The organism is Streptomyces sp. NPDC052682 (assembly GCF_040678435.1).
Classification (GTDB): domain Bacteria; phylum Actinomycetota; class Actinomycetes; order Streptomycetales; family Streptomycetaceae; genus Streptomyces.
In genome coordinates, this window is record NZ_JBFATS010000007.1 from 346,759 (window position 1) to 370,354 (window position 23,596).

The following is a 23,596-nucleotide window of genomic DNA, read 5'->3' on the forward strand; positions in this document are numbered from 1 at the left end:
CGCGGGTGCATGAGGTAGGGTTGACCTGCGTGTTCACACGGGTCGGCCGTGTGCGGCACAGCGGGACGTGGCGCAGCTTGGTAGCGCACTTGACTGGGGGTCAAGGGGTCGCAGGTTCAAATCCTGTCGTCCCGACGGTGGAGCCACAGGTCGGAGGTCGCCTCGAACGGAAGGTTCGAGGCGGCCTCCTGATCGTTCATCCGGTCTTCCCGGACGTCACTGACCGCCGTCCTGGCGCCAGGCCCAGTGCAACCGGTCCAGTCCGCTCTGGTTGTTCACCTTCAGGCTGAGGTCGGTGCCCGTGCCCTGGAGCGTGGTGAGGGAGTAGGTGTCCCCATTGCGCAGGCCGGGCCAGTACACCGAGCCCAGGCCCAGTTCACGGATGGTGTCCGTCGCGGCCTGGATGTAGGCGATCTCGTTGGAGCCGTTGACCGGGCCGTTGTAGTCCAGGCCGGAGGTCATGGTGGCGCCGAACTCGTCCAGGATCGTGCGCGAGGCGCAGTCACCGATGCGCTGCCTGAAGTCCTGCTTCCACTGCTCCACGCTGGTCCAGTCGGTGTGCCAGAAGCCGTAGTTGTGCAGGGCCAGGCGGGTGCCCTTCAGCCGCGGGTCGGCGCACACCGGCTTGACGTCCTCGCTGTACTTGACGCCGCCGACCAGGATCCGGTCGCGCGGCACGTCGCCGTGGGTCCGCACCCACCTCGCGGCGATGTCGGTCCACTCCTGCGCGGTGTAGCCGAACGGCTCGTTCATCGGCTCGAAGTACACCCTGGAGTTGCGCGCGTAGGCGGAGGTGATGCGCGCCCACATCCGGTCCCAGGCGGCCTGGTCGTCGATCTTGCCGTCCTTGGCGTTGTCGGCCTCCCAGTACCCGAGGATGACCTTGAAACCCCGCGCGGTGGCGGCGTCGATGGCACCCCGGTACGACTTCCAGAACGGGCCGTTCACGGAGGCCGGGTTGACCGGCAGCCGGACGGTGTTGGCGCCCAGCTTGGCGAACCCGCCGACGATCGCGCTGGACTTGGCGTAGGTGGTGGCGTAGCTGTCGGACGTGGACAGGCCCGAGGGGACGACCGCGTCATGCGCGTAGTTGTCGCGCGGGTCGGCCCAGTTGACACCTCGGAAGGAGCTGACGGGGGACACGGCCGTGTCGGCGGCTGGGGCGGCGGCCGGGGAGGCGGAGGCGGGAGCGGCGAGCACCCCGCCGAAAGCCGTGGCGCAGGCCAGCAGCACACCCAGGTGCGCGGCTGCTCGATGGTTCTTTCGTGACACGACGTCCCTTTCTGATCGCTTTCGTTCGGGTGGCGGCAGCGCACCGGAACGAGTGCCGGGGCCGTTGCGCGGCCGGCGGCGGCACGGTGGGGGGACCGCCCGGCCGGCGTGCGGCATACACGCTGGTCGGGCGGCGGTCTGTGGGTCGACCGACGGCTCCCGGTGGGGAGACCGCCGAGGGGTTGGCGGCTCGGTGGACCCCGAGGCTAGAAGAGCACCCAACACCGGTCAACACATCTGCACATAAACGCTCAGTAATAAGATCGCGGCGGAACTGTGGTGGCGCACCGAAGGGCGAGCCACGCGACCGACCCGTCGGCCGCACCCGGCGCGTCGCTCACCCCCGCCGACCCGCCGCGTCGCTGCCGGAGACGGCGTCGACCAGGGACGCCAACGCCGTCACGAGGCGGGTGAGTCCCGGCCCGGCGGTCCCGCCCGGCTCCGTCATGTACGTGTCCCGCCGGATCTCCACCATCAGGGCCGTGACGCGCGGCTCCTTGCCGTAGAACTCCAGCGGCACGTACGTCCCGCTGAACGGGCTGTCCAGCTCCGTCTCCCCGAACGCCGCCCGGGCCGCCTCCAGCAGCTCGGGCGGTGTGTGGAAGGCGTCGGTGCCCAGGCAGACGGCCGGCCGCGGCCCGTCCCCGTGCAGTTCGTAGGGCAGCCGCTCGCTGGGATAGGAGTGCACGTCGATGATCACCGCGCGCCCGGTCGCGGCCAGGCGGTCCGCCACCGCCCGGGTCATCGCCCGCGCGTACGGCCGGAAGTACCGCTCGAGAAGCGGCTCGGGGTCGAAGTCCGCGGGCCGCAGGGCGGCGCCGTGCGTGGTGCGCGTGTACACCGCGCCCATCCCCACGGCCAGCATCTCCTCCCGCTCGTCCGGGAACCGCTCGGGATCGACGACCAGCCGCGACAGCCGGTTGACGAACCGCCAGGGCGTCACATCGGCCGCTCCGGCCGCCCCTTCGGCGATCCGGGCGGTGTGCGCGTCGGTGATGTGGTCCAGCTCCCGCTCCAGTTCCCGGTCGTCCAGCACGATGCCCGCGCGCACCGGCGGTGGTATCTCCCGCGCGGAGTGCGGCACATGGAGGATCACCGGCGAGCGGTCCGCGCCGGGCAGCAGCTGGAAGGACGGTGCGGCCGAGGTCATGGAGGCGGCTCCGGGTGCGTTGTCAGTGGCCTGGTGAAGGATCACGGTGTCACATCGGGCTCCGGACCGAGCAGGCAGCAGCATGCCCCTCAGCGACCGACGTGGAGCAGCTGATCGCCCCCGCGACTGGTGAGGAGCCGGGGCCACCTACGGCTCCGCCCCGGCCGGGCGGTGGGCCAGGCCGGGGCGGAGAGGGGGTCAGGGTTCCCGGAGGGTCAGCTCAGGGACGCCAGGACCTCGTTCCACGTCGCGGACGGGCGCATGACCGCGGCGGCCTTGGCCGGGTCGGGCTGGTAGTAGCCGCCGATGTCGACCGGCTTGCCCTGGACGGCGATCAGCTCCTCGACGATCTTCTGCTCGTTCGCGGCGAGCGTCTCGGCGAGCGGCTGGAAGGCCTTGGCCAGCTCCGCGTCGTCGGTCTGCTTGGCCAGCTCCTGAGCCCAGTACAGGGACAGGTAGAAGTGGCTGCCGCGGTTGTCGATGCCGCCGACGCGGCGGGTCGGGGACTTGTCCTCGTTGAGGAAGGTCGCCGTGGCCCGGTCGAGCGTGTCGGCCAGGACCTGGGCGCGCTGGTTGCCGGTGACCTTCGCGTACTGCTCGAAGGACGGCACCAGGGCAAAGAACTCACCGAGGGAGTCCCAGCGCAGGTAGTTCTCCTTGACCAGCTGCTGCACGTGCTTGGGCGCGGAACCGCCGGCGCCCGTCTCGAACAGGCCGCCGCCCGCCATCAGCGGGACGACCGACAGCATCTTCGCGCTGGTGCCCAGCTCCAGGATCGGGAACAGGTCGGTGAGGTAGTCGCGCAGCACGTTGCCGGTGACGGAGATGGTGTTCTCGCCGCGGCGGATGCGCTCCACCGACAGCTTCGCCGCCTCGACGGGGGACAGGATGCGGATGTCCAGGCCCTCGGTGTCGTGCTCCGGCAGGTACTGCTTGACCTTGGCGATCAGGTTGGCGTCGTGGGCGCGGGTCTCGTCCAGCCAGAACACCGCCGGGTCGCCGGTGGCACGGGCCCGGGTGACGGCGAGCTTCACCCAGTCGCGGATCGGGGCGTCCTTGGTCTGGCAGGCGCGGAAGATGTCACCGGCCGAGACGCTCTGCTCGATCAGGACGGTGCCCTGGTCGTCGACCAGGCGGACCGTGCCCGTGGTGGGGATCTCGAAGGTCTTGTCGTGGCTGCCGTACTCCTCGGCCTTCTGCGCCATCAGACCGACGTTCGGGACCGAGCCCATGGTGGCGGGGTCGTAGGCGCCGTTGGCGCGGCAGTCGTCGATCACGGCCTGGTAGACGCCCGCATACGAGGAGTCCGGGATGACCGCGATGGTGTCGTGCTCCTGGCCGTCCGGGCCCCACATGTGGCCGGAGGTGCGGATCATGGCCGGCATGGAGGCGTCGACGATGACGTCCGACGGCACGTGCAGGTTGGTGATGCCCTTGTCGGAGTCGACCATCGCCAGCTCCGGGCCCTCGGCGAGCTCGGCGTCGAAGGAGGCCTTGATCTCGGCGCCCTCGGGGAGGTTCTCCAGGCCCTTGTAGATGCCGCCCAGACCGTCGTTCGGGGTCAGGCCGGCCGCGGCGAGCTTGTCGCCGTACTGCGCGAACGTCTTCGGGAAGAACGCGCGGACCACGTGGCCGAAGATGATCGGGTCGGAGACCTTCATCATCGTGGCCTTCAGGTGCACGGAGAACAGCACGCCCTCCTGCTTGGCGCGCTGCACCTGCGCGGCGAGGAACTCGCGCAGCGCGGCCACGCGCATCACGGAGGCGTCGACGACCTCGCCCCGGGTGACGGGGACGGAGTCGCGCAGCACGGTGGTGGAGCCGTCGTCGCCGACCAGCTCGATCCTCAGCGTGCCGTCCTCGGCGATCACCACGGACTTCTCGGTGGAGCGGAAGTCGTTCTCGCCCATGGTCGCCACGTTGGTCCTGGACTCCGCGGACCAGGCGCCCATGCGGTGCGGGTGGCTCTTGGCGTAGTTCTTCACGGAGGCCGGGGCGCGGCGGTCGGAGTTGCCCTCACGCAGCACCGGGTTCACGGCGGAGCCCTTGACCTTGTCGTAGCGGGCGCGGATCTCGCGCTCCTCGTCGGTCTTCGGGTCGTCCGGGTAGTCCGGCAGCGCGTAGCCCTGGCCCTGGAGCTCGGCGACGGCGGCCTTCAGCTGCGGGATGGACGCCGAGATGTTCGGCAGCTTGATGATGTTGGCGGCCGGCGTCTTGGCCAGCTCACCGAGCTCGGCCAGGGCGTCCGGGATGCGCTGGTCCTCGGTCAGGTACTCCGGGAACACGGCGATGATGCGCCCGGCCAGCGAGATGTCCCGCGTCTCCACGGCGACACCCGCCTGCGAGGCGTACGCCTGGACCACCGGCAGGAAGGAATACGTCGCCAGGGCCGGGGCCTCGTCAGTGTGCGTATAGATGATGGTCGAGTCAGTCACCGGGTGCTCCGCTCCACGTCTGCAACATTGCTCGACATCAAGATATCTCGTGATCGACCGGCTCTCGACAGGGGTCCGCCCCGACTTTCGCCACGATCCGCGAGCACCGCGAGGCAACCGATCGTCCGCATCCCGCCGTCTGGCAGGTGAGATCACTCACTTCACGCGACGGCCGGAGCTGACCTCCCGGCCGCCCGAGCGAAAGCGGACCATGAGATATCGCAGCAGAGTGACGGCCCCGGCGGCCGCCCTGATCGGCACGGCAGCGGCTCTGGCCACGACGGTTCCGGCCCAGGCGGCCCCGGTGGACCCGGGGGAGCCCGGCGGGACCGGCACCCCGGGCCCCGAGACCCTCGGCGACCCCGTCTACCCCGACCTCGGCAACGACGGATACCGCGTCTCCGCCTACCACCTCGACTTCGCCTACGACGCCACGACCCGGCTCGTCGACGCGCAGGCGACCCTGCGGATCCGCACCACGCAGGACCTGACCCGGTTCTCCCTCGACGCCCTCGGCCTGGACATACGGTCCGTGCGGGTCGGCGGCCGCCCGGCGGCCTTCGAGCAGGCCGGCGAGAAGCTGCGCATCACGCCCGCCCGGCCGCTGCCCGCCCGGGCCGGCGTCACCGTGTGCGTCAGCTACACCGCCGACCCGCGCCGCGCGCTGCCGCAGTCCGGCTGGGTCCCCACGCCCGACGGCTTCGCGGTGTGCGGCCAGCCCAACCTGGCGCACACCGTCTTCCCCTGCAACGACCACCCTTCCGACAAGGCCGACTTCACCTTCCGCGTCACCGTGCCGGCCGGCCTGCGGGGCGTCGCCAGCGGCCGGCTCGTGAGCACCGAGCAGCTGGACGGGGACAGGACGGCGTACACGTACCGCTCCCGCTCGCCGATCGCCACCGAGGTCGTGCAGATCACCGTCGGCGACTACGTGGTCCTGGACCGGCAGGGCCCGCACGGGCTGCCGCTGCGCGACGTCGTCCCCACCGCCCGGGCCGCCGCGCTCGAGCCCGCGCTGTCGCTCACCCCCGGCCTGGTGGAGTGGATCGAGCAGCGGCTCGGCGCGTACCCCTTCGAGACGTACGGCCTGCTGCCCTGCAACAACGACGCCCCGGACGCCTTCGACTTCACCGGCCTGGAGACGCAGACCCTCACGCTCTACAAGCCGAACTACCTCCTCCAGGAGGAGAAGAAGATCGGCTCGCACATGATGCACGAGCTGGTCCACTCCTACTTCGGCAACATGGTGAGCCCCGCCACCTGGGCCGACCTGTGGCTGAACGAGGGCCACGCCGACTTCTACGGGCTGCTGTACCGCTACGAGCGCGGCTGGACCGACTCCCTGGGCCTGACCACCCTGGAGGCCCGGATGAAGGCCACCTACGCGCTGGGCGACCAGTGGCGCCAGACGTCCGGGCCGGTCGCCGCGCCCACCGCGGCCACCCTGTTCGACAGCCAGCGCTACGTCGGGGGCGTGCTGGTGCTGTACGCGCTGCGGCAGCAGATCGGCGAGGAGGCGTTCCACGCCGTCGAGCGGGCGTTCCTGGAGCGGTACCGCGACTCGACGGCGTCGACGCAGGACTACATCGCCGTCGCCTGCGAGGTCTCCGGCCAGGACGTGTCCGGCTTCCTGCGGGAGTGGCTGTACGGCACGAAGACCCCGCGGATGCCGGGTCACCCCGACTGGACGGTCAACCCGGTCAAGCCGTCCCTGGCGGCGCCGCGCAACCGTCCGGGCCGCAGCCGCCCGCACGACAACTCGGCCACCCTGTAGGGCGGCCGCCGGCAGCCGGTCAGTCGAGCCGGGCGGAGGACTTCTCGCCCGGCTCGCCCTGCGGGGCGCGCTGATGCGGGATCACCACCGCGCCCTGCTGCACCGCCACCGTCCGCGTCGGGGCCGGGATGCGGATGCCCTCCTGGCGGTAGCGCTTGTGCAGCCGCTTGATGAACTCGTGCTTGATCCGGTACTGGTCGCTGAACTCGCCGACCCCCAGGATCACCGTGAACCCGATGCGCGAGTCGCCGAAGGTGTGGAACCGGATCACCGGCTCGTGGTCCGGGACCGCGCCCTCCACCTCGGACATCGTCTCGGCGATGACCTCGTTGGTCACCCGCTCCACCTGCTCCAGATCGCTGTCGTAGGCCACCCCGACCTGCACCAGGATCGTCAACTGCTGGTCGGGCCGCATGAAGTTGGTCATGTTCGACTTGGCGAGCTGACCGTTGGGGATCACGACGAGGTTGTTGGAGAGGTTGCGGATCGTCGTCTGCCGCCAGTTGATGTCCTCGACATAGCCCTCCTCGCCGCTGCTGAGCTGGATGTAGTCGCCCGGCTGCACGGTCTTGGAGGCGAGGATGTGGATGCCGGCGAAGAGGTTGGCGAGCGTGTCCTGCAGCGCCAGGGCGACCGCCAGGCCGCCGACGCCGAGGGCGGTGAGCATCGGGGCTATCGAGATGCCCAGCGTCTGGAGCACCACCAGGAAGCCGATCGCCAGGACCAGCACCCGCGTGATGTTGACGAAGATCGTGGCCGACCCGGCGACCCCGGAACGGGACTGGGTGACCGCCCGCACCAGACCGGCCACCACCCGGGCCGCCGACACCGTCACCACGAAGATCAGCAGCACGGTCAGCACCTGGTTGGTGTGCCGCTGCACGGTACTGGTCAGGGGCAGCGCCGCCGCCGCGCCCGCCGCGCCGCCGGCCACCGCGGCCCACGGCACCACGCTGCGCAGCGCGTCCACGATCACGTCGTCGCCGCTCCAGCGGGTGCGGTCGGCGTGCTTGCCCAGCCAGCGCAGCAGCATGCGCAGCAGGAACGCCGCCAGCAGGCCCGCGGCCAGGGCGACTCCGGCGAGGACGAGGTCGTCCACGGTGAGCGCTCGGTTCACCGGTCACCTCCGGGCGGACACGCGGCGGCGAAGCCCTTCGCCGACGTCCGGATGTGCAGTTGCGTCACGTCGTCACCTGCTCGATTGCGGGATGGTTCCGTCGCGCCGGCCCACCTGACCAGCGGCCGGCGCAATCGTTCATCCTGCCGTATCCGGTACGGCAGTTCGGCACGCGCCGGTCGCATCAGGCCGCGGCCGTGTGCGAGGCTGGAACGGTACGCGCCCGTACCACCAGGAGCGCCCATGCCCGTCGACCCCACCGGTGATCCGCAGGAGCCGCCCGTCGCGGTGGTGACCGGCGCCAACCGCGGCATCGGATACGAGGTGGCCCGTCAACTCGCCGACCGGGGCCATCGGGTGCTGCTCGGCTCCCGCGACCTCGGCAAGGGCCGTGCCGCCGCAGCCCGCCTCGACCCCGGCGGCGCCCGCGTCACCCCCGTCCAGCTGGACGTCGCCGACGACGCGAGCGTCACCGCCCTGGCGGACTGGGCCACCCGGCACCTGGGCCGCACGGACGTCCTCGTCAACAACGCCGCGATCCTGTACGACACCTGGGCCCGGGCCCGCTCGGCCGACCTGGAGGAGGTGAGGCGGGCGCTGGAGACGAACCTGTTCGGCGCCTGGCGGGTGACGCAGGCCCTGCTGCCGCTGCTGCGCCGCAGCCCGCATCCCCGAGTGGTCAACGTCAGCAGTGAGAGCGGCTCCCTGCACGGCATGACCGGCGGCACCCCCGCCTACAGCGTCTCCAAGGCCGCGCTCAACGCCCTCACCCGCCTCCTGGCGGGCGAACTGCGCCGCGACCGCGTCCTGGTCAACGCCGTCTGCCCGGGCTGGACCGCCACCGACATGGGCGGCGGCGGGCGGCCCGTCGCCGAGGGCGCCGCCGGGGTGGTCTGGGCGGCCACCCTCCCGGACGACGGGCCGACCGGGGGCTTCTTCCGCGACGGGCGGCCGCTGCCCTGGTGACGCGCCGGACCCGCTACCTGGTCATGAACCGGGCCGGACGCACCAGCCGGCGCGGGCGAAAGTGGTACGTCTGCGCGCCCGGCTCGACGACCTCGTACGGTCCCTGCCGGACGGCCTCGACACGGTCGTCGGCGAACGCGGCTACCGCCTCTCCGGCGGCGAACGCCGGCGCGTGACCATCGCCCGCCTGGACAACACCTCGGAGGCCGCCGTGCAGGAGGCCCTGGAGGGCAGGACGGCGATCGTGATCGCGCACCGGCTGTCCACCGTCCGATCGGCGGACCAGATCCTGGTCATCGAGGCCGGACAGGTCGTGGAGCGCGGCAGGCACGAGGAACCACCGGCCGGGGGCGGCCGCTACGCGCAGCTGTACCGCACGCAGTTCGCACGGCAGCCGGGCCGGGAGCCGGAGACCGCGACCGCGGGGGAGGCGGCGTAGGACGCGGGCGGGCGGTCCTTCGTAATTGGCCTTGCCGAGGGGATGGCGTCCGAGTCGGAATAAGGAATACTGCATACAGTAGAGCGAGTCGGTGGCACTCGGTGACCCCCAGGGAGGACCCGTACCATGACGGACGCTGTCGTACAGGACACAGGCGTGGAGGGCGCGCAGGAGCCGGCCGCTCTGACCGATGGGATCCATCTGGTCGTCGACGCGCTGAAGCTGAACGGCGTGGAGACGATCTACGGGGTCGTCGGCATCCCGATCACCGATCTGGCCCGTCTCGCGCAGGCGTCGGGGATCCGCTACATCGGTTTCCGGCACGAGAGCGACGCGGGGCACGCGGCCGCGGCTGCCGGGTTCCTGACCCAGAAGCCGGGCATCTGCCTGACGGTGTCCGCACCGGGTTTCCTCAACGGGCTCGTGGCGCTGGCGAACGCCACCACCAACTGCTTCCCGATGGTGCAGATCTCGGGGTCCAGCGAGCGGCACCTGGTCGACCTCCAGCGGGGCGACTACGAGGAGATGGACCAGCTCGCGGCCGCGAAACCGTTCGTCAAGGCGGCGTACCGGGTGCACCGGGCCGAGGACATCGGCCGCGGCATCGCCCGTGCGATCCGTACCGCCCTCTCGGGTCGCCCGGGCGGTGTCTACCTGGACATCCCGGCCGCGGTGCTGGGTGAGGTCATCGACGCGGAGAAGGGAGCCGCGTCGTTGTGGCGGCTCGTCGACCCCGCGCCGCGTCAGCTGCCGCAGCCCGAAGCGGTGGACCGGGCGATCGAGCTCCTGGCCGGCGCCGAGCGTCCGCTGATCGTGCTGGGCAAGGGGGCGGCGTACGCCCGGGCCGACGAGCGGATCCGGGAGTTCGTCGAGAGCACCGGCATTCCCTACCTGCCCATGTCGATGGCGAAGGGCCTGCTGCCCGACGACCATCCGCAGTCGGCGGCCACCGCGCGGTCGCTGGCACTGCGCCGGGCGGATGTCGTGATGCTGGTCGGCGCGCGCCTGAACTGGCTGCTCGGTCACGGCGACGCACCGCAGTGGAACCCGCACGCCACCTTCGTCCAGGTCGACATCGCGGCCTCGGAGATGGACAGCAACCAGCCCATCGCCGCTCCGCTGGTCGGCGACGTTCGCTCCGTGATGGACGCGCTGGTCGAGCGGAGCAAGCCGGGGCGGATCGCGGCGCCGGCGCGGTGGCGCGAGGAACTCGCCGCCCGCTCCGCGCAGAACGTCGCCAAGATGGCGGGGCGTCTTCAGGCCGCTCGCACGGCGCACCCGATGAAGTTCCTGGGCGCGCTGCAGGCCGTCCGCGACGTGCTCGCCGAGCACCCGCGCAGCTACGTCGTCAACGAGGGGGCCAACGCGCTCGATCTGGCCCGCAGCACGATCGGCATGCGGGTGCCGCGGCACCGGCTGGACAGCGGTACCTGGGGTGTGATGGGCATCGGCATGGGATACGCCATCGCCGCCGCCGTCGAGACGGGCGAGCCGGTCGTCGCCATCGAGGGCGACAGCGCGTTCGGGTTCAGCGGCATGGAGATCGAGACGATCTGCCGCTACCGCCTGCCCGTGGTCACCGTCGTCCTCAACAACAGCGGTGTCTACCGCGGGGACGAGCCCTCCGCCACCGGCGACCCGGCCCCGACGGCGCTGCGGGCCCGCCACGACCTCATGATCGAGGCGTTCGGCGGCACGGGGTACCGGGCGACGACGCCCGACGAGGTCGCCACGGCCCTGCGCGAGGCCCTGGCCGCCCGGGCTCCTGCCCTCATCGACTGCGTCATCGACCCCACGGACGGCACCGAGAGCGGCAACATCGCGCACCTGAACCCCAAGGGCATCACCGCCACGTGAGCATCACGCCCGGCGTGCCGGGGCAGCTGCGCGGCCGGCACCGCCAGGAGAGGAGCCGCAGTTGAGGATCGCAGTCGTCGGCGCCGGCGCGATCGGTGCCTACTGGGGCGCCGCGATGCACCGAGGGGGCGCCGAGGTCTACCTGATCGCGCGCGGGGAGCACCTGCGACAGCTACCCGTCCTGCGGGCCCTTGGTGAAACCGCTGCTCGGCGCCTCCACAGTCGTGGTCGCGGCCCAGAACGGCATCCCGTGGTGGTACTTCCACCAGCTGCCCGGGCCGTACGAGGGGCGCCGGATCGAGGCCGTCGACCCCGGCGGAGCCACCAGCGCCGTGCTGCCGCCGGAACGGGCCATCGGCTGCGTCGTCTACCCGGCCACGGTCGTCGAGGCGCCGGGCGTGATCCGGCACCTGGAGGGCACCCGCTTCTCCATCGGTGAGCCCTCGGGCCGGATCAGCGACCGCTGCACGGCGTTGAGCCAGGCCATGACCGCAGGTGGGCTGAAGTCCCCGGTGGAGGCCCGGCTCCGCGACGACATCTGGATCAAGCTGATGGGCAACGTCGCCTTCAACCCGCTCAGCGCGCTCACCCGGGCCACGATGGTGCAGATCTGTCAGAACCCCTGCACCCGGCAGCTGGTGGTCCAGATGATGGAGGAAACCCTGGACATCGCCGTCAGGGTCGGCAGCACCCCGGACATCTCCCTCGACAAGCGGCTGCGGGGCGCCGAGAACGTGGGCCACCACAGGACCTCCATGCTGCAGGACCTGGAAGCGGGCAGGCAGCTGGAACTCGACGCCATCGTCTCGGCCGTGGTGGAGATGGCGGACATCACGGGCGCCGGGGCGCCGACGCTGCGCACCGTCCACGCCGCCACGGACCTCCTGGCTCGCACCTGTGGGCCCGGTGCCCCCTGACCGACGTCACGCACAGGGCCGAGGCCACCGCTGGGAAACGGTGACCTCGGCCCTGGTGTGCCGCGTCCTTCGGTGTCGCCGTGTACGCGACGTCCGGCGCGGCGGATCGCCACCCGCACCGGACACCTAACCCGCCGTCACCCGGCGGGCGGCCGACGCCGCCCCGGGTCGGCCGTCGGTGCCGAGCGCGTGCAGGATCTCCTCCACGCTCTGCTTGGCGTCGCCGAAGAGCATGCTGGTGTTCTCGCGGAAGAACAGCGGGTTCTGCACGCCCGCGTAGCCGGAGGCCATGGAGCGCTTGAAGACGATGACGTGCTCCGCCTCCCAGACCCGCAGCACCGGCATGCCGGCGATCGGGCTGCTCGGGTCCTCCGTCGCGGCCGGGTTGACGGTGTCGTTCGCGCCGATGACCAGCACGACCGAGGTGCCGGCGAAGTCGTCGTTGATCTCGTCCATCTCCAGGACGATGTCGTACGGCACTTTCGCCTCGGCCAGCAGTACGTTCATGTGCCCGGGCAGGCGCCCGGCGACGGGGTGGACGCCGAAGCGGACCTCGACGCCCCGCTCGCGCAGCTGTCGCGTCAGCTCCGCGACCGGGTGCTGGGCCTGGGCGACGGCCATGCCGTAGCCCGGGGTGATGATCACCGAGCGGGCCTGGGCGAGCAGCTCGGCCGCCTCCGCGGCGCGCACCTCGCGGTGCTCCCCCTGCGCGTCGTCGCCGCCGGCCGGTGCCTCGATGCCGAAACCGCCCGCGATGACGGAGAGGAACGAGCGGTTCATCGCCTTGCACATGATGTACGACAGGTACGCACCGGAGGAGCCGACCAGCGCGCCCGTCACGATGAGCAGGTCGTTGTCGAGCAGGAAGCCGGCCGCGGCCGCCGCCCAGCCCGAGTAGCTGTTCAGCATGGAGACGACGACGGGCATGTCGCCGCCGCCGATCGAGGCCACCAGGTGCCAGCCCAGGGCCAGCGCCAGCACGGTCACCGCGATCATCAGCGGAAGGCTCGGGCGGACGGTGAACCAGACCGTCAGCGCGACGAACGCGCCGAGCGCGCCCAGGTTCAGCGCGTTCTTCCCCGGCAGTGTCAGCGGGCGGGACTTGATGCGCGCCGAGAGCTTCAGGAACGCGACGATCGACCCGGTGAAGGTGACCCCGCCGATGAAGATGCCGATGAACACCTCGGCGTGGTGGATGGCCAGCAGGTCGGCGGCGATCCCGTCCTGCGCCGCACCGTGCGCCTCCACCTCCAGGTAGCTGTTCCAGCCCACCAGCACCGCGGCGAGGCCGACGAAGCTGTGCAGGACCGCGATCAGTTCGGGCATCTGTGTCATCTCGACCCGGCGGGCCCGCCACAGGCCGAGCACCGCGCCGAGCACCATGGCCAGCACGATCAGGGCCACCGCGCCGCCGCTGATGTCCTGGGCCGCCACCACGATCGTGGCGGCCAGCGCGAGGGCCATGCCGGCGATGCCGTAGACGACGCCGGCGCGGGAGGTGCGGTGCTGGGACAGGCCGGCCAGGCTGAGGATGAACAACAGGGCGGCGACCAGGTCGGCCGCGTGGGAGGCCGTCGTGAAGGTCATCTCGGCTCAGCCTTTCGAGAACATGGACAGCATGCGGCGGGTGACGGCGAAACCGCCGAAGATGTTGACGTTGGTCAGCAGGATCGCCACGAAGGACAGCGTGGTGACGAGCCGGCTCTCGTGCCCGGTCTGCAGCAGGGCGCCGATCACGACGATCCCGGAGATGGCGTTGGTCACCGACATCAGCGGTGTGTGCAGCGCGTGGTGCACCTTGCCGATGACGTAGTAGCCGATCACCACCGCCAGCGCGAACACCGTGAAGTTCGCGGCGAGTTGCGCGGGGGCGAAGGCCACCAGCAGGAACATCGCGAGCATGCCGAGCCCGATCAGGCCGAAGCGTCCCGCGGGCGGCAGTCCGGGTCTCCCGTGTTCGGGCCGGTCGGGCGCGGGCGCGGGCTGCGTCGCGGGCGCGGCCGAGACCGCGACGGGCGGCGGCGGCCAGGTGACGGTGCCGTCCCGCACCACGGTCACGGCCCGCTGGACGACGTCGTCGAAGTCGAGGGTCAGCTGCCCGTCCTTGCCGGGCGTGAGCAGCTTCAGCAGGTTCACCACGTTGGTGCCGAACAGCTGGGAGGCCTGTGCGGGCAGCCGGGCGGCGAGGTCGGTGTAGCCGATGATGGTCACGCCGTTGTCGGTCACCACGGCCCGGCCCGCGACCGTGCCCTCGACGTTGCCGCCCTGGGCGGCGGCCATGTCCACGATGACGCTGCCCGGCTTCATGACGGCCACGTCCGCGGCCGTCAGCAGGCGCGGCGCCGGCCGGCCAGGGATCAGCGCGGTGGTGATGACGACGTCCACGTCCTTGGCCTGCTCATGGTAGAGCTCGGCGGCGGCGCGGTCGTAGTCGGCGGAGGTCGCCTTGGCGTAGCCGTCGGCGCTTGCCTGCTCGTTCTGGGCGACGTGCACCGGGAGGTACTCGCCGCCCAGCGACTTCACCTGGTCCGCGACCTCCGGCCGCGGGTCGGTGGCGCGCACGATCGCGCCGAGGCTGGACGCGGCGCCGATCGCCGCCAGACCGGCCACCCCCGCCCCCGCCACCAGCACCTTCGCCGGCGGCACCTTGCCGGCGGCGGTGACCTGGCCGGTGAAGAACCGCCCGAAGACGTGCGCGGCCTCGATGACCGCGCGGTAGCCGGCGATGTTCGCCATCGAGGACAGCACGTCCATCGACTGGGCGCGGGAGATGCGCGGTACGGCGTCCAGGGCGAGAGCGGTCACGCCGGCGTCGGCGAGCGCCCGCAGCAGCTCGGGCTTCTGTGCCGGGGCCAGCAGGGCGACCACGGTGGCGCCCTGCCGCAGCCTGGCGATCTCCGCGGCGGAGGGGGCGTTCACCTTCACCACGACATCCGCGTCCCAGGCGTCGCCGACCTGCGCGCCGGCATCGGCGTAGGCCTGGTCGGCGAAGCCGGACGCCTCACCGGCCCCCGGGTCGACCACGACGTCGTAGCCGAGCCCCAGCAGCAGACGCACCGTCGCGGGGGTCGCCGCCACGCGCGTCTCCCCGGGGGCGGACTCGGCGACCACGCCTACACGCTGGGGAGGGTGGTGTGCGGGTTCTTGAGCAGACATGTCCTGTATCTCTCGTCGGAGGAGGGTCGGAGGCAGGAGCTTTGTTCGGGCTTACCCGCACGGCGGGTGCGGCCCAACGCGAGCACACCGCGATGTACGTCACCTTGCCGGCCGCGCCCCGGACGAACTCGCCGCCGCCCGGGCCCTTCGCGTCCGTACGCACACAGCGCCTCATCTCCCCTGGAGCAGAAGGAGATGAGGCGCTGCCTCCCGGGGCCGGGCGGGTCAGCCGGCCGGGGCCTGCTGCGGCTGCTCGAGCAGCCGAGCCGCGGCGAGGACCACGGGGTCCAGGCCGTCGGCCCCGCGGTGCACCAGCTGTAGCAACCGGCCACGCATCCGCGGGTCCCAGAACCGGCGGATGTGGCCGGCGACCGCCTCGGCGGCGGCGCCGGCGGGCACGTGGCGGAAGTGGGCGGCGATCTGGTTCGCCATGCGCTGCTCGGGCGGCACGGTCGCGGCCATCTCAGTCCACCCCCGCGAGCCGGCCGCTGTCCGCGGACTCGGTCGCGTGCCGCCCGAGCGGGTGGGCGAGACCGACCTGCACGGCGGTCACCTTGTACTCCGGGCAGTTGGTCGCCCAGTCCGAGTTCTCGGTGGTGACCACGTTGGCGCCGGTCACCGGATGGTGGAACGTCGTGTAGACGACGCCCGGCGGCATCCGGTCGGACACCCGCGCCCGCAGCGTCGTACTGCCCACCCGGCTGGCCAGCGTCACCATGTCGCCGTCGGTGATGCCGCGGTTCTCGGCGTCCAGCGGATGGATTTCCAGGACGTCCTCGGGATGCCATGCCACGTTGTCCGTGCGGCGCGTCTGCGCCCCCACGTTGTACTGGCTGAGGATGCGGCCCGTGGTGAGCACCAGCGGGAAGCGCGAGGTGGTGCGCTCGTCCGTCGGCACGTACGAGGTGACCACGAACCGTCCCTTGCCGCGCACGAACGCGTCGACGTGCATCGTCGGGGTGCCCTCGGGCGCCTGCTCGTTGCACGGCCACTGCACGCTGCCGAGCTTGTCCAGCAGGTGGAAGGAGACACCGGTGAAGGTCGGCGTGACCTGCGCGATCTCGTCCATGATCTGGCTCGGACGGTCGTAGGACATCGGGTAGCCCATGGCGGTGGCGATCTCGCAGACGATCTGCCACTCGTGCTTGCCCGTCTTCGGCTTCATCACCGCCCGCACCCGGTTGATCCGGCGCTCGGCGTTGGTGAACGTGCCGTCCTTCTCCAGGAACGACGCGCCGGGCAGGAAGACGTGCGCGAACTTCGCCGTCTCGTTCAGGAAGAGGTCCTGCACCACGACCAGGTCCATCGCGCCGAGCGCGGCCGTGACGTGCTGGAGGTTCGGATCGGACTGGGCGATGTCCTCACCGTGCACGAACAGGCCCCGGAACGATCCGTCGATCGCCGCGTCGAACATGTTGGGGATCCGCAGCCCCGGCTCGGACAGCAGCGAACGGCCCCACAGCTCCTCGAACACGGAGCGCACCGCGTCGTCGGAGACGTGCCGGTAGCCGGGGAACTCGTGCGGGAAGGAGCCCATGTCACAGGAGCCCTGCACGTTGTTCTGGCCGCGCAGCGGGTTGACACCGACGCCGTCCCGGCCGATGTTGCCGCACGCCATCGCGAGGTTCGCCATCCCCATGACCATCGTGGAGCCCTGGCTGTGCTCGGTGACGCCCAGGCCGTAGTAGATGGCCGCGTTGGGCGCCTGCGCGTACAGCAGGGCGGCGGCGCGCAGCTCCCCGGCCGGCACCCCGGTGATCGGCTCGGTGGCCTCCGGGCTGTTCTCCGGAAGGGCCACGAACGCGGCCCACTCCTCGAACCCTTCGCACCGCTCCTCGACGAAGGACCGGTCGACCAGCCCCTCGGTGACCACCACGTGCGCCATGGCGTTGATGACGGCGACGTTCGTGCTCGGCCTGAGCTGCAGATGGTGAGCGGCCTCGACATGCGGCGAGCGCACCAGGTCGATACGGCGCGGGTCGACCACGATCAGCTGCGCCCCCTCGCGCAGCCGGCGCTTCATCCGCGAGCCGAACACCGGGTGGCCGTCGGTGGGGTTGGCGCCGATCACCATGATGACGTCGGCCTGTGCCACCGAGCGGAAGTCCTGCGTGCCGGCCGACTCGCCGAAGGTCTGCTTCAGCCCGTACCCGGTGGGGGAGTGGCAGACCCGGGCGCAGGTGTCGACGTTGTTGTTGCCGAAGGCCGCGCGCACCATCTTCTGGACGACGTACACCTCCTCGTTGGTGCACCGCGAGGAGCTGATGGCGCCGATCGAGCTCGGGCCGTACGTCTCCTGCAGGGCGCGCATCCCGCGGGCGACGGTCCGGATGGCCTCGTCCCACTCGACCTCGCGCCACGGGTCCGTGATCCTGTCGCGGACCATGGGCTTCAGGACGCGGTCGGGGTGGGTGGCGTAGCCGAAGGCGAAGCGGCCCTTGACGCAGGAGTGCCCCTCGTTGGCCCCGCCGTCCTTGTACGGCACCATCCGGACCAGTTCGTCGCCGCGCAGCTCGGCCTTGAAGGAGCAGCCGACCCCGCAGTACGCGCAGGTGGTGAGCACCGAGCGGGACGGCATGCCGAGCTGGACGACCGACCGCTCCTGCAGCGTCGCCGTGGGGCAGGCCTGCACGCAGGCACCGCAGGAGACGCACTCGGAGTCCATGAACGACTCGCCCGCGCCGGGGGAGACCTTGGAGTCGAAGCCGCGGCCCTCGATGGTCAGCGCAAAGGTGCCCTGCACCTCGCCGCAGGCGCGCACGCAGCGGGAGCACACGATGCACTTGGCCGGGTCGAAGTCGAAGTAGGGGTTGCTCAGGTCGGGCGCGGCGTCTAGGTGGTTCTCACCCTCGTAGCCGTAACGCACCTGGCGCAGACCGACGACGCCGGCCATGTCCTGCAGTTCGCAGTCGCCGTTGGCCGAGCAGGTCAGGCAGTCCAGCGGATGGTCGGAGAGGTACAGCTCCATGACCCCCTGGCGGAGCTTGTCCACCCTGGGCGTCTGCGTCCGCACCACCATGCCGTCGGCGCACGGGGTGGTGCAGGACGCCGGGGTGCCGCGGCGGCCGTCGATCTCCACCACGCACAGGCGGCAGGACCCGAACGGCTCCAGGCTGTCGGTGGCGCACAGCTTCGGTATGTCGATGCCGGCCAGCGCCGCCGCGCGCATCACCGAGGTGCCCTCGGGCACCGTGACGGGCAGTCCGTCGACCTCGACGGAGACCTTCGCCTCGCCGGGTCGTTCCGGGGTTCCGAAGTCGGGCTCCTTGAGCAGGGTCATGCCGTGCCCTCCCCCCTTGCGAGGAAGTCGTCGGAGAAGTGGGTGACGGCGCTGCGCACCGGCATCGGCGTCAGCCCGCCCATCGCGCACAGCGAACCGTCGGTCATCAGCGCGCAGAGGTCGTCGAGCAGGGCGAGGTTGCCGTCGCGGTCCTCACCGGCCACGATCCTGTCGATCACCTCGACCCCCCGCACCGAACCGACGCGGCAGGGCGTGCACTTGCCGCAGGACTCCGCGGCGCAGAACTCCATCGCGAAGCGGGCCTGGGCGGCCATGTCCACGGTGTCGTCGAAGACCACGACACCGCCGTGGCCGAGCATCGCGCCGGCCGCGGCGAACGCCTCGTACTCCATGGGCAGGTCGAACATCGACGTCGGCAGGTAGGCGCCCAGCGGCCCGCCCACCTGCACCGTGCGCACCGGGCGCCCGGTGCGGGTGCCGCCGCCGTAGTCCTCGACCAGTTCGCGCAGGGTGACCCCGAACGCGGTCTCCACGATGCCGCCGCGCGCGATGTTGCCGCCGAGCTGGAAGACCTGCGTGCCGCGGGAGCGCTCCACCCCCAGCTCCTGGTACGCCTTCGCGCCGTTCGCGAGGATCACCGGGACGGTGGCGAGGGTGAGGACGTTGTTGACCACCGTCGGCCTGCCGAACAGCCCCTGGACCGCGGGGATGGGCGGCTTGGCACGGACCATGCCGCGCTTGCCCTCCAGGCTCTCCAGCATGGAGGTCTCCTCACCGCAGATGTACGCGCCCGCGCCGACGCGTACGTGCAGGTCGAAGGTGAGGTCGGAGCCGAGGACGCGTTCGCCGAGCCAGCCCCGCTCGCGCGCGATCCCGATCGCCGCCCGCATCGTGGCCACCGCGTCCGGATACTCGGAGCGGATGTAGACATAGCCCTCGCGCGCGCCGACCGCGTGGGCGGCGATCGTCATGCCCTCGATGAGCATGAACGGGTCGCCTTCCATCACCATGCGGTCCGCGAAGGTGCCGCTGTCGCCCTCGTCGGCGTTGCAGCAGACGAACTTCAGCTCGCCGGCGCAGTCCTGGACGGTCTTCCACTTGACGCCGGCCGGGAACCCCGCCCCGCCCCGGCCGCGCAGGCCGGACTCGGTGACCTCGGTGACCACGCCGGCGGGCGGAAGCGCCAGGGCTTGGCGCAGGCCGGCGAGTCCGCCGTGCCGCTCGTAGTCCTCGGGGTCGAGCGGGTCCGTGATTCCGACCCTGGCGAACGTGACCCTCGACTGGCGCGCGAGCCAAGGGAGTTCGTCCACGACACCGAGCCGCAGCGGATGGTCCGCCCCGTCCAGGAGGCCGGCCTCCACCAGGCCCGCCACGTCCGGGGGCGCCACCGGCCCGTAGCCGATCCGCCCCCCGGGCGTGACCACCTCGACCAGCGGCTCCAGCCACAGCATGCCGCGCGAGCCGTTGCGCACCAGCTCGACCGGCCGGCCTTGATCGGCCGCCGCCGTCCGGATCGCGTCCGCGACCGCGTCCGCGCCGACGGACCGCGCCGCCGAGTCGCGGGGCACGTACACCGTCACCGGGGAGACCCCGGAGCCCTCTGAGACGTGGGCGACCGGGGAGTGCGGCACCTGAGTCATGAGGACACCGCCTCGTCCAGGACCGAGCGCAGGCGGTCCACGCTCACTCGTCCGAACACCTCGCCGTTCACCTCGACGGACGGCCCCAACGCGCAGTTGCCGAGGCAGAAGACCTGCTCCACGGTGACCGACCCGTCGGCGCGCGTCTGTCCGGGTAAGACGCCCGTCCGGTCGCGGGCGCAGGCCACCAGGGCGTCCGCGCCGACCGCCTGACAGGCCTCGGCCCGGCAGATGCGCACCGTCGTACGGCCGGCCGGCTCGTGACGGAAGTCGTGGTAGAAGGACACCACCCCGTGCACGTCCGCCCGGGAGAGGTTGAGTTCCCGGGCAAGGAGCGCGATGGCCTCCTGCGGCACGTGACCGAGTTCCGCCTGGACGGCGTGGAGGATCGGCAGCAGCGGGCCGCGCTGCCCGCGGTGGGCGGCCACGATCGCCTCGATGGCGGCCTGTGTCGTCATGTCCCCGACGCTCGTCGTCATGTCCCCGACGCTCGTCGTCATGGTGCCTCCGCCTGACCGTCACGCATGGATGAGTCCCTCGTCTGGGTGCACTTCGGAATACTGTATGCAGTCGCCATGCCTGCGTCCATCGTCGGGTCCGTCCTGTGTCAGGCGAGTGCCTCGACACCGGCCGGCTCGGCGATCTCCGGGCCGGCGGCCGACAGCGTGGCCAGCCACGCGAGGACGGTGCCCAGTACGCCGGCGTTTCTGCCGCCCTCCCGGCCCAGCCCCGCGCTCGCCGGCACCAGAACGGGGTCGGCGCAGACCGTGGCGGCGCAACTGCCGCGCGGACCCGTGCCGTCGGGTCGAGCCGGTACGAACAGGCCGGGCGCGTCCGCCGGAACCAGCCAGAGGGCCGGCCTCGCGCCTCCGTCGTCCGGCCGCGAGGACCAGAGGTAGCTGTCGGCCTCCCCTGCCCCGATCACCTCGCGTTTCCGGGCGCGCAGCGCCACCACGTCACCGGTGCGCGTCGCCGTCGAATCGCCGTCGTCGGTCAGGGCGAGCGTGCTGAGGTGCTGCCCTTCGGCGATCTTCCGGCGCAGCCAGGGGGTGCCGTACGCCTCAAGGCAGGCGGTCGCGGCGTAGTGGGAGCGGAGCACGGCGCCGGTGGCCGGGCAGGCGCGGGACACCCGGTCCACGACATCGGCGGCCTCGACGAGTCCGAGGCCGCCACCACCGAGGTGCGGGGAGACGGTGAGTCCGAGCAGCCCGGCCTCGGCGAGTGCGGTGACCGAGGCGCGGGGAAACCTCTCGCTCGCGCTGGTCTGCTCGGCGCAGGGCTCGATGGTGCTGCTCAAGACGTGGGAGAGAGCGGAGCGGTACGACATGGAGCGGCTCCCTGCGAGTCCGGGAACGAGGAGCTGCTGCTCCCCGGGGAGATTGCATACTGTATGCGCCGCTTCCCTTGTTGTCACGAGTGTGTGCCCTTGTCCCGCTGCGCGGGATACGTAGACAACGGTTGAGGGTCTCCCGGACCTCTGGAAAAGGGTGGGAAACCGGCCGTCACGGCACCCCCGAGAACGTGTCCACGTGCGAGCGCGCTTTTCGGCACGCGGGTCTCCGTGGCCGACAGGCGGCTCGGCGTGCGACACGGGCGCGGGACCGGTCGGCGGGTGCGCCCCCTGGGCCGACCGGTCTCAGCGTGCCCAGGCCCCGCCCACAGGCCGCGTCGCCCCCTGGCCTACCGCCGACACGATGTGCCGGCTTCTGGCTTCGACCGCTCTGCTCAGTCCTTGCGCAGCAAGGTGCGGTAGAGCCTGGTGGTGCGGTCGGCGTGCCGACGCATGATCTTGCTCGCCTTGTCCGCGTCACCGTTGGCGATGGCCTCGACGAGCTGCGCGTGCTCGGCCCAGGCGTCCTTGCCGCGCGGCTTGGCGATGGGGGTGTAGTACCACCGGACCCGTCGGCTCACCAGGGAGATCAGCTCCAGCAGGACGTTGTTGCCGGCGAGGGAGGCGATGTGGTCGTGCAGAGCGGTGTTGGCCGCCACCAGCCGCTCGGCATCGTCGGCGGCGATGGCCTCCATGCCCTCCTGCTGGAGCTCTCGCAGCCGCTCGATGCCGGCAGGGTCGGCGTTCTGCGCGGCGAGCTGAGCCGAGTAACTCTCCAGCACCGCGCGGACGCTGAGCAGCTCCTCGACCTCCTCCGGTGAGGGGCGGTGCACGAAGGCGCCCTGCGCGGGGCGCAGATCCACCCACCCGTCGGTGTGCAGGCGCTGCAGCGCTTCGCGGACCGGCTGGCGGCTCACGCCCAGCTGCTCGGCGAGTTCGCCCTCCACCAGGTGCTGGCCGGGCTTCAGGTCGCCGCTGATGATCAGCTCGACCAGTGCGTCGTACACGGCCTGACGCAGCGGAGCGGGGCGAGTGACGCGGCGGGAGGCCGCCGCGGCCAGGGACTCGCTCAAGGCGGCCCTCCGTATCTCGGGACGAAGCGAACGCTTACGCAGAGGACCAGCCTACTGTCTTTGGTATGCAATGGGGAAAAAGGCCTGGCTGAGGGCGACACGGTGGGTCCGGATGCCGGTCACGAGGGCGCCGCGGCGCGCCGGCCGCCCCGGTGGGCCGTCGAGGTGACGCACAACGGGGCAGCCGGCAGGCGATGCGGTCACTTCCCGGCGGCACCGTCTCCCGCTCCGGGGGAGCGGCCGCCCATCCCCGGGATGAGCACCGCCGCCACCGCCAGGTGCATCAGTGCCAGCGAGACCCGGGTGCCGCCGTCCATGCCGTCACCGATGAGCGGCAGAAAGGACAGGGCCAGTACGGCGCCGGCCACACCGGCCCAGATGGCGCGGGCACGCCGCACCCCGAACCGTTCCAGGGCGGCCAGCAGGCCCCAGCCGCAGAGTGACGCGAGCAGTGCGACGACCGCCACGGGCGGGGCGCCGATGTCGAGCGTCTGCTCCTCGCCGGCGATGCGCAGCCGGTGCCCGAGCAGCGGGTCCGTGACCAGCCACACCAGGACGGGGGCCAAGACGGCCAGGGCTGTGATCCCCAGGCGCCTTCTCCGCGCGGTCACTCGGTGCCCTCCGAGAGCGCCCCGTGCAGGAAGACCTCCACCAGTTCCTGCGGGGTCAGGAGGGGCTCGTCCTGCGTACGCGGCTGGGTGAAGAGCAGCCCGAAGAAGAGAGCGGCGATCTGCTCCGGTGGCCGGCGCAGGGCGGCCTTGTCGGGCTCCAGCAGCTCCGCGAGGGCGGCGCGGATACGGGTCGTCGACTCGTCGCGGCCCGCGCCGCGCACCGTGCCGGGGTGCTTGCCGCCGCGATGCCCCAGTGAGCCGAGGACCGCTCCCATCCTGTCCATGTGCGCCTGCAGCGCCTCGGCCGCCTCCGCGAGCCGGTCGGGCAGCGGCTGGGACACGTCGATCGCGTCGAGCTCGCGGAGCGCGTGCTCGGGGGAGAGGGCCTCGGTCATGCAGGCCTGCAGCAGCTCGTCCTTGTCGGCGAAGACCCGGAAGATCGTGCCCTCGCCGATGCCCGCGGCGCGGGCGATCTTCGCGGTCGTCACCGCCGCGCCGTACTCGGCGATGAGCGGGATGGCGGTCTGGATGATCATTTTGCGGCGCTGCTCCGGCGACATGCCGGGAGCGCGGCGGCGGGTGACCGGGTTGCCCTTGGGTGTCGTCATGACAGCGAAA

17 protein-coding genes, 1 tRNA gene and 2 pseudogenes are annotated in these 23,596 nt (G+C 71.6%); 6 read left to right on the forward strand and 14 right to left on the reverse strand.

Features of this window, described 5'->3' with window-relative positions:
* The first annotated feature begins 61 nt into the window (after positions 1 to 61).
* Positions 62 to 135: transfer RNA gene (locus AB0K80_RS13890), tRNA-Pro, on the forward strand.
* 81 nt (positions 136 to 216) lie between these two features.
* Here AB0K80_RS13890 and AB0K80_RS13895 read toward each other — a convergent pair.
* The 3 genes from AB0K80_RS13895 to AB0K80_RS13905 all read right to left on the reverse strand — a co-directional run bounded on the left by AB0K80_RS13895 (position 217) and on the right by AB0K80_RS13905 (position 4,857).
* On the reverse strand, positions 217 to 1,272 hold the full coding sequence (locus tag AB0K80_RS13895) for a cellulase family glycosylhydrolase (protein WP_365669099.1): 1,056 nt from the start codon (positions 1,270 to 1,272) through the stop codon (positions 217 to 219).
* A gap of 337 nt (positions 1,273 to 1,609) precedes the next feature.
* Positions 1,610 to 2,422 (reverse strand): N-formylglutamate amidohydrolase, encoded by an 813-nt coding sequence (locus tag AB0K80_RS13900; protein ID WP_365669101.1) that lies wholly within the window; start codon positions 2,420 to 2,422, stop codon positions 1,610 to 1,612.
* Between the two features lie 215 nt (positions 2,423 to 2,637).
* Positions 2,638 to 4,857, reverse strand: a complete 2,220-nt coding sequence (locus tag AB0K80_RS13905) for an NADP-dependent isocitrate dehydrogenase (RefSeq protein WP_365669102.1) — start codon at positions 4,855 to 4,857, stop codon at positions 2,638 to 2,640.
* Between the two features lie 211 nt (positions 4,858 to 5,068).
* Here AB0K80_RS13905 and AB0K80_RS13910 point away from each other — a divergent pair, with 211 nt between their 5' ends.
* Positions 5,069 to 6,631 carry a M1 family metallopeptidase gene (locus AB0K80_RS13910; RefSeq protein ID WP_365669104.1) on the forward strand — a complete coding sequence of 521 codons (1,563 nt, stop codon included), beginning with the start codon at positions 5,069 to 5,071 and terminating at the stop codon, positions 6,629 to 6,631.
* A 19-nt stretch (positions 6,632 to 6,650) separates the two neighbouring features.
* Here the strand turns inward: AB0K80_RS13910 and AB0K80_RS13915 are convergent, their stop codons facing one another.
* Positions 6,651 to 7,748, reverse strand: coding sequence for a mechanosensitive ion channel family protein (locus AB0K80_RS13915; RefSeq protein ID WP_365669106.1), 1,098 nt, complete (start codon positions 7,746 to 7,748; stop codon positions 6,651 to 6,653).
* Between the two features lie 243 nt (positions 7,749 to 7,991).
* Here AB0K80_RS13915 and AB0K80_RS13920 point away from each other — a divergent pair, with 243 nt between their 5' ends.
* The 4 genes and pseudogenes from AB0K80_RS13920 to AB0K80_RS13935 all read left to right on the forward strand — a co-directional run bounded on the left by AB0K80_RS13920 (position 7,992) and on the right by AB0K80_RS13935 (position 11,927).
* Positions 7,992 to 8,714: an SDR family oxidoreductase gene (locus AB0K80_RS13920; RefSeq protein ID WP_365669108.1), complete on the forward strand. Its 723-nt coding sequence runs from the start codon at positions 7,992 to 7,994 to the stop codon at positions 8,712 to 8,714.
* A 73-nt stretch (positions 8,715 to 8,787) separates the two neighbouring features.
* Positions 8,788 to 9,153, forward strand: a pseudogene (locus AB0K80_RS13925) (ABC transporter ATP-binding protein); the annotation flags it as partial.
* A 126-nt stretch (positions 9,154 to 9,279) separates the two neighbouring features.
* Positions 9,280 to 11,010 (forward strand): oxalyl-CoA decarboxylase, encoded by a 1,731-nt coding sequence (gene oxc / locus AB0K80_RS13930; protein WP_365669109.1) that lies wholly within the window; start codon positions 9,280 to 9,282, stop codon positions 11,008 to 11,010.
* Between the two features lie 61 nt (positions 11,011 to 11,071).
* Positions 11,072 to 11,927 (forward strand): annotated as a pseudogene (locus AB0K80_RS13935) (2-dehydropantoate 2-reductase).
* Between the two features lie 126 nt (positions 11,928 to 12,053).
* Here the strand turns inward: AB0K80_RS13935 and pntB are convergent.
* The 10 genes from pntB to AB0K80_RS13985 form a co-directional block, all read right to left on the reverse strand.
* Positions 12,054 to 13,514, reverse strand: a complete 1,461-nt coding sequence (gene pntB, locus AB0K80_RS13940; protein ID WP_365669110.1) for a Re/Si-specific NAD(P)(+) transhydrogenase subunit beta — start codon at positions 13,512 to 13,514, stop codon at positions 12,054 to 12,056.
* Positions 13,515 to 13,520: 6 nt separating this feature from the next.
* Complete coding sequence (locus AB0K80_RS13945; RefSeq protein ID WP_365669111.1) at positions 13,521 to 15,083, reverse strand: Re/Si-specific NAD(P)(+) transhydrogenase subunit alpha; 1,563 nt, start codon at positions 15,081 to 15,083, stop codon at positions 13,521 to 13,523.
* A 225-nt stretch (positions 15,084 to 15,308) separates the two neighbouring features.
* Positions 15,309 to 15,545 (reverse strand): formate dehydrogenase subunit delta, encoded by a 237-nt coding sequence (locus AB0K80_RS13950; RefSeq protein ID WP_365669113.1) that lies wholly within the window; start codon positions 15,543 to 15,545, stop codon positions 15,309 to 15,311.
* A 1-nt stretch (position 15,546) separates the two neighbouring features.
* Positions 15,547 to 18,363: a formate dehydrogenase subunit alpha gene (gene fdhF, locus AB0K80_RS13955; RefSeq protein WP_365669114.1), complete on the reverse strand. Its 2,817-nt coding sequence runs from the start codon at positions 18,361 to 18,363 to the stop codon at positions 15,547 to 15,549.
* Positions 18,360 to 19,964, reverse strand: coding sequence for an NADH-ubiquinone oxidoreductase-F iron-sulfur binding region domain-containing protein (locus tag AB0K80_RS13960; RefSeq protein WP_365669116.1), 1,605 nt, complete (start codon positions 19,962 to 19,964; stop codon positions 18,360 to 18,362). Before AB0K80_RS13960 ends, fdhF begins: the two co-directional genes overlap by 4 nt.
* Positions 19,961 to 20,464: a formate dehydrogenase subunit gamma gene (locus tag AB0K80_RS13965; RefSeq protein ID WP_365669118.1), complete on the reverse strand. Its 504-nt coding sequence runs from the start codon at positions 20,462 to 20,464 to the stop codon at positions 19,961 to 19,963. The genes AB0K80_RS13960 and AB0K80_RS13965 overlap by 4 nt, the downstream gene beginning before the upstream one ends.
* Before the next feature lie 107 nt (positions 20,465 to 20,571).
* Positions 20,572 to 21,291 carry an acyl-CoA dehydrogenase family protein gene (locus AB0K80_RS13970; RefSeq protein ID WP_365669119.1) on the reverse strand — a complete coding sequence of 240 codons (720 nt, stop codon included), beginning with the start codon at positions 21,289 to 21,291 and terminating at the stop codon, positions 20,572 to 20,574.
* A gap of 398 nt (positions 21,292 to 21,689) precedes the next feature.
* Positions 21,690 to 22,367, reverse strand: a complete 678-nt coding sequence (locus tag AB0K80_RS13975) for a GntR family transcriptional regulator (protein WP_365669120.1) — start codon at positions 22,365 to 22,367, stop codon at positions 21,690 to 21,692.
* A gap of 200 nt (positions 22,368 to 22,567) precedes the next feature.
* Positions 22,568 to 22,978 carry a DUF6069 family protein gene (locus tag AB0K80_RS13980; RefSeq protein ID WP_365669122.1) on the reverse strand — a complete coding sequence of 137 codons (411 nt, stop codon included), beginning with the start codon at positions 22,976 to 22,978 and terminating at the stop codon, positions 22,568 to 22,570.
* Positions 22,975 to 23,586 carry a TetR/AcrR family transcriptional regulator gene (locus AB0K80_RS13985; RefSeq protein WP_365669124.1) on the reverse strand — a complete coding sequence of 204 codons (612 nt, stop codon included), beginning with the start codon at positions 23,584 to 23,586 and terminating at the stop codon, positions 22,975 to 22,977. The genes AB0K80_RS13980 and AB0K80_RS13985 overlap by 4 nt, the downstream gene beginning before the upstream one ends.
* Positions 23,587 to 23,596 lie beyond the last annotated feature (10 nt).

Coding starts and splice junctions, on each gene's coding strand:
- AB0K80_RS13960 (WP_365669116.1), bottom strand. CDS start 19,964: ATGACTCAGGTGCCGCACTCCCCGGTCGCCCACGTCTCAGAGGGCTCC.
- AB0K80_RS13970 (WP_365669119.1), bottom strand. CDS start 21,291: ATGTCGTACCGCTCCGCTCTCTCCCACGTCTTGAGCAGCACCATCGAG.
- AB0K80_RS13920 (WP_365669108.1), top strand. CDS start 7,992: ATGCCCGTCGACCCCACCGGTGATCCGCAGGAGCCGCCCGTCGCGGTG.
- pntB (WP_365669110.1), bottom strand. CDS start 13,514: ATGACCTTCACGACGGCCTCCCACGCGGCCGACCTGGTCGCCGCCCTG.
- AB0K80_RS13950 (WP_365669113.1), bottom strand. CDS start 15,545: ATGGCCGCGACCGTGCCGCCCGAGCAGCGCATGGCGAACCAGATCGCC.
- AB0K80_RS13910 (WP_365669104.1), top strand. CDS start 5,069: ATGAGATATCGCAGCAGAGTGACGGCCCCGGCGGCCGCCCTGATCGGC.
- AB0K80_RS13985 (WP_365669124.1), bottom strand. CDS start 23,586: ATGACGACACCCAAGGGCAACCCGGTCACCCGCCGCCGCGCTCCCGGC.
- AB0K80_RS13900 (WP_365669101.1), bottom strand. CDS start 2,422: ATGACCTCGGCCGCACCGTCCTTCCAGCTGCTGCCCGGCGCGGACCGC.
- oxc (WP_365669109.1), top strand. CDS start 9,280: ATGACGGACGCTGTCGTACAGGACACAGGCGTGGAGGGCGCGCAGGAG.
- AB0K80_RS13945 (WP_365669111.1), bottom strand. CDS start 15,083: ATGTCTGCTCAAGAACCCGCACACCACCCTCCCCAGCGTGTAGGCGTG.
- fdhF (WP_365669114.1), bottom strand. CDS start 18,363: ATGACCCTGCTCAAGGAGCCCGACTTCGGAACCCCGGAACGACCCGGC.
- AB0K80_RS13965 (WP_365669118.1), bottom strand. CDS start 20,464: ATGACGACGAGCGTCGGGGACATGACGACGAGCGTCGGGGACATGACG.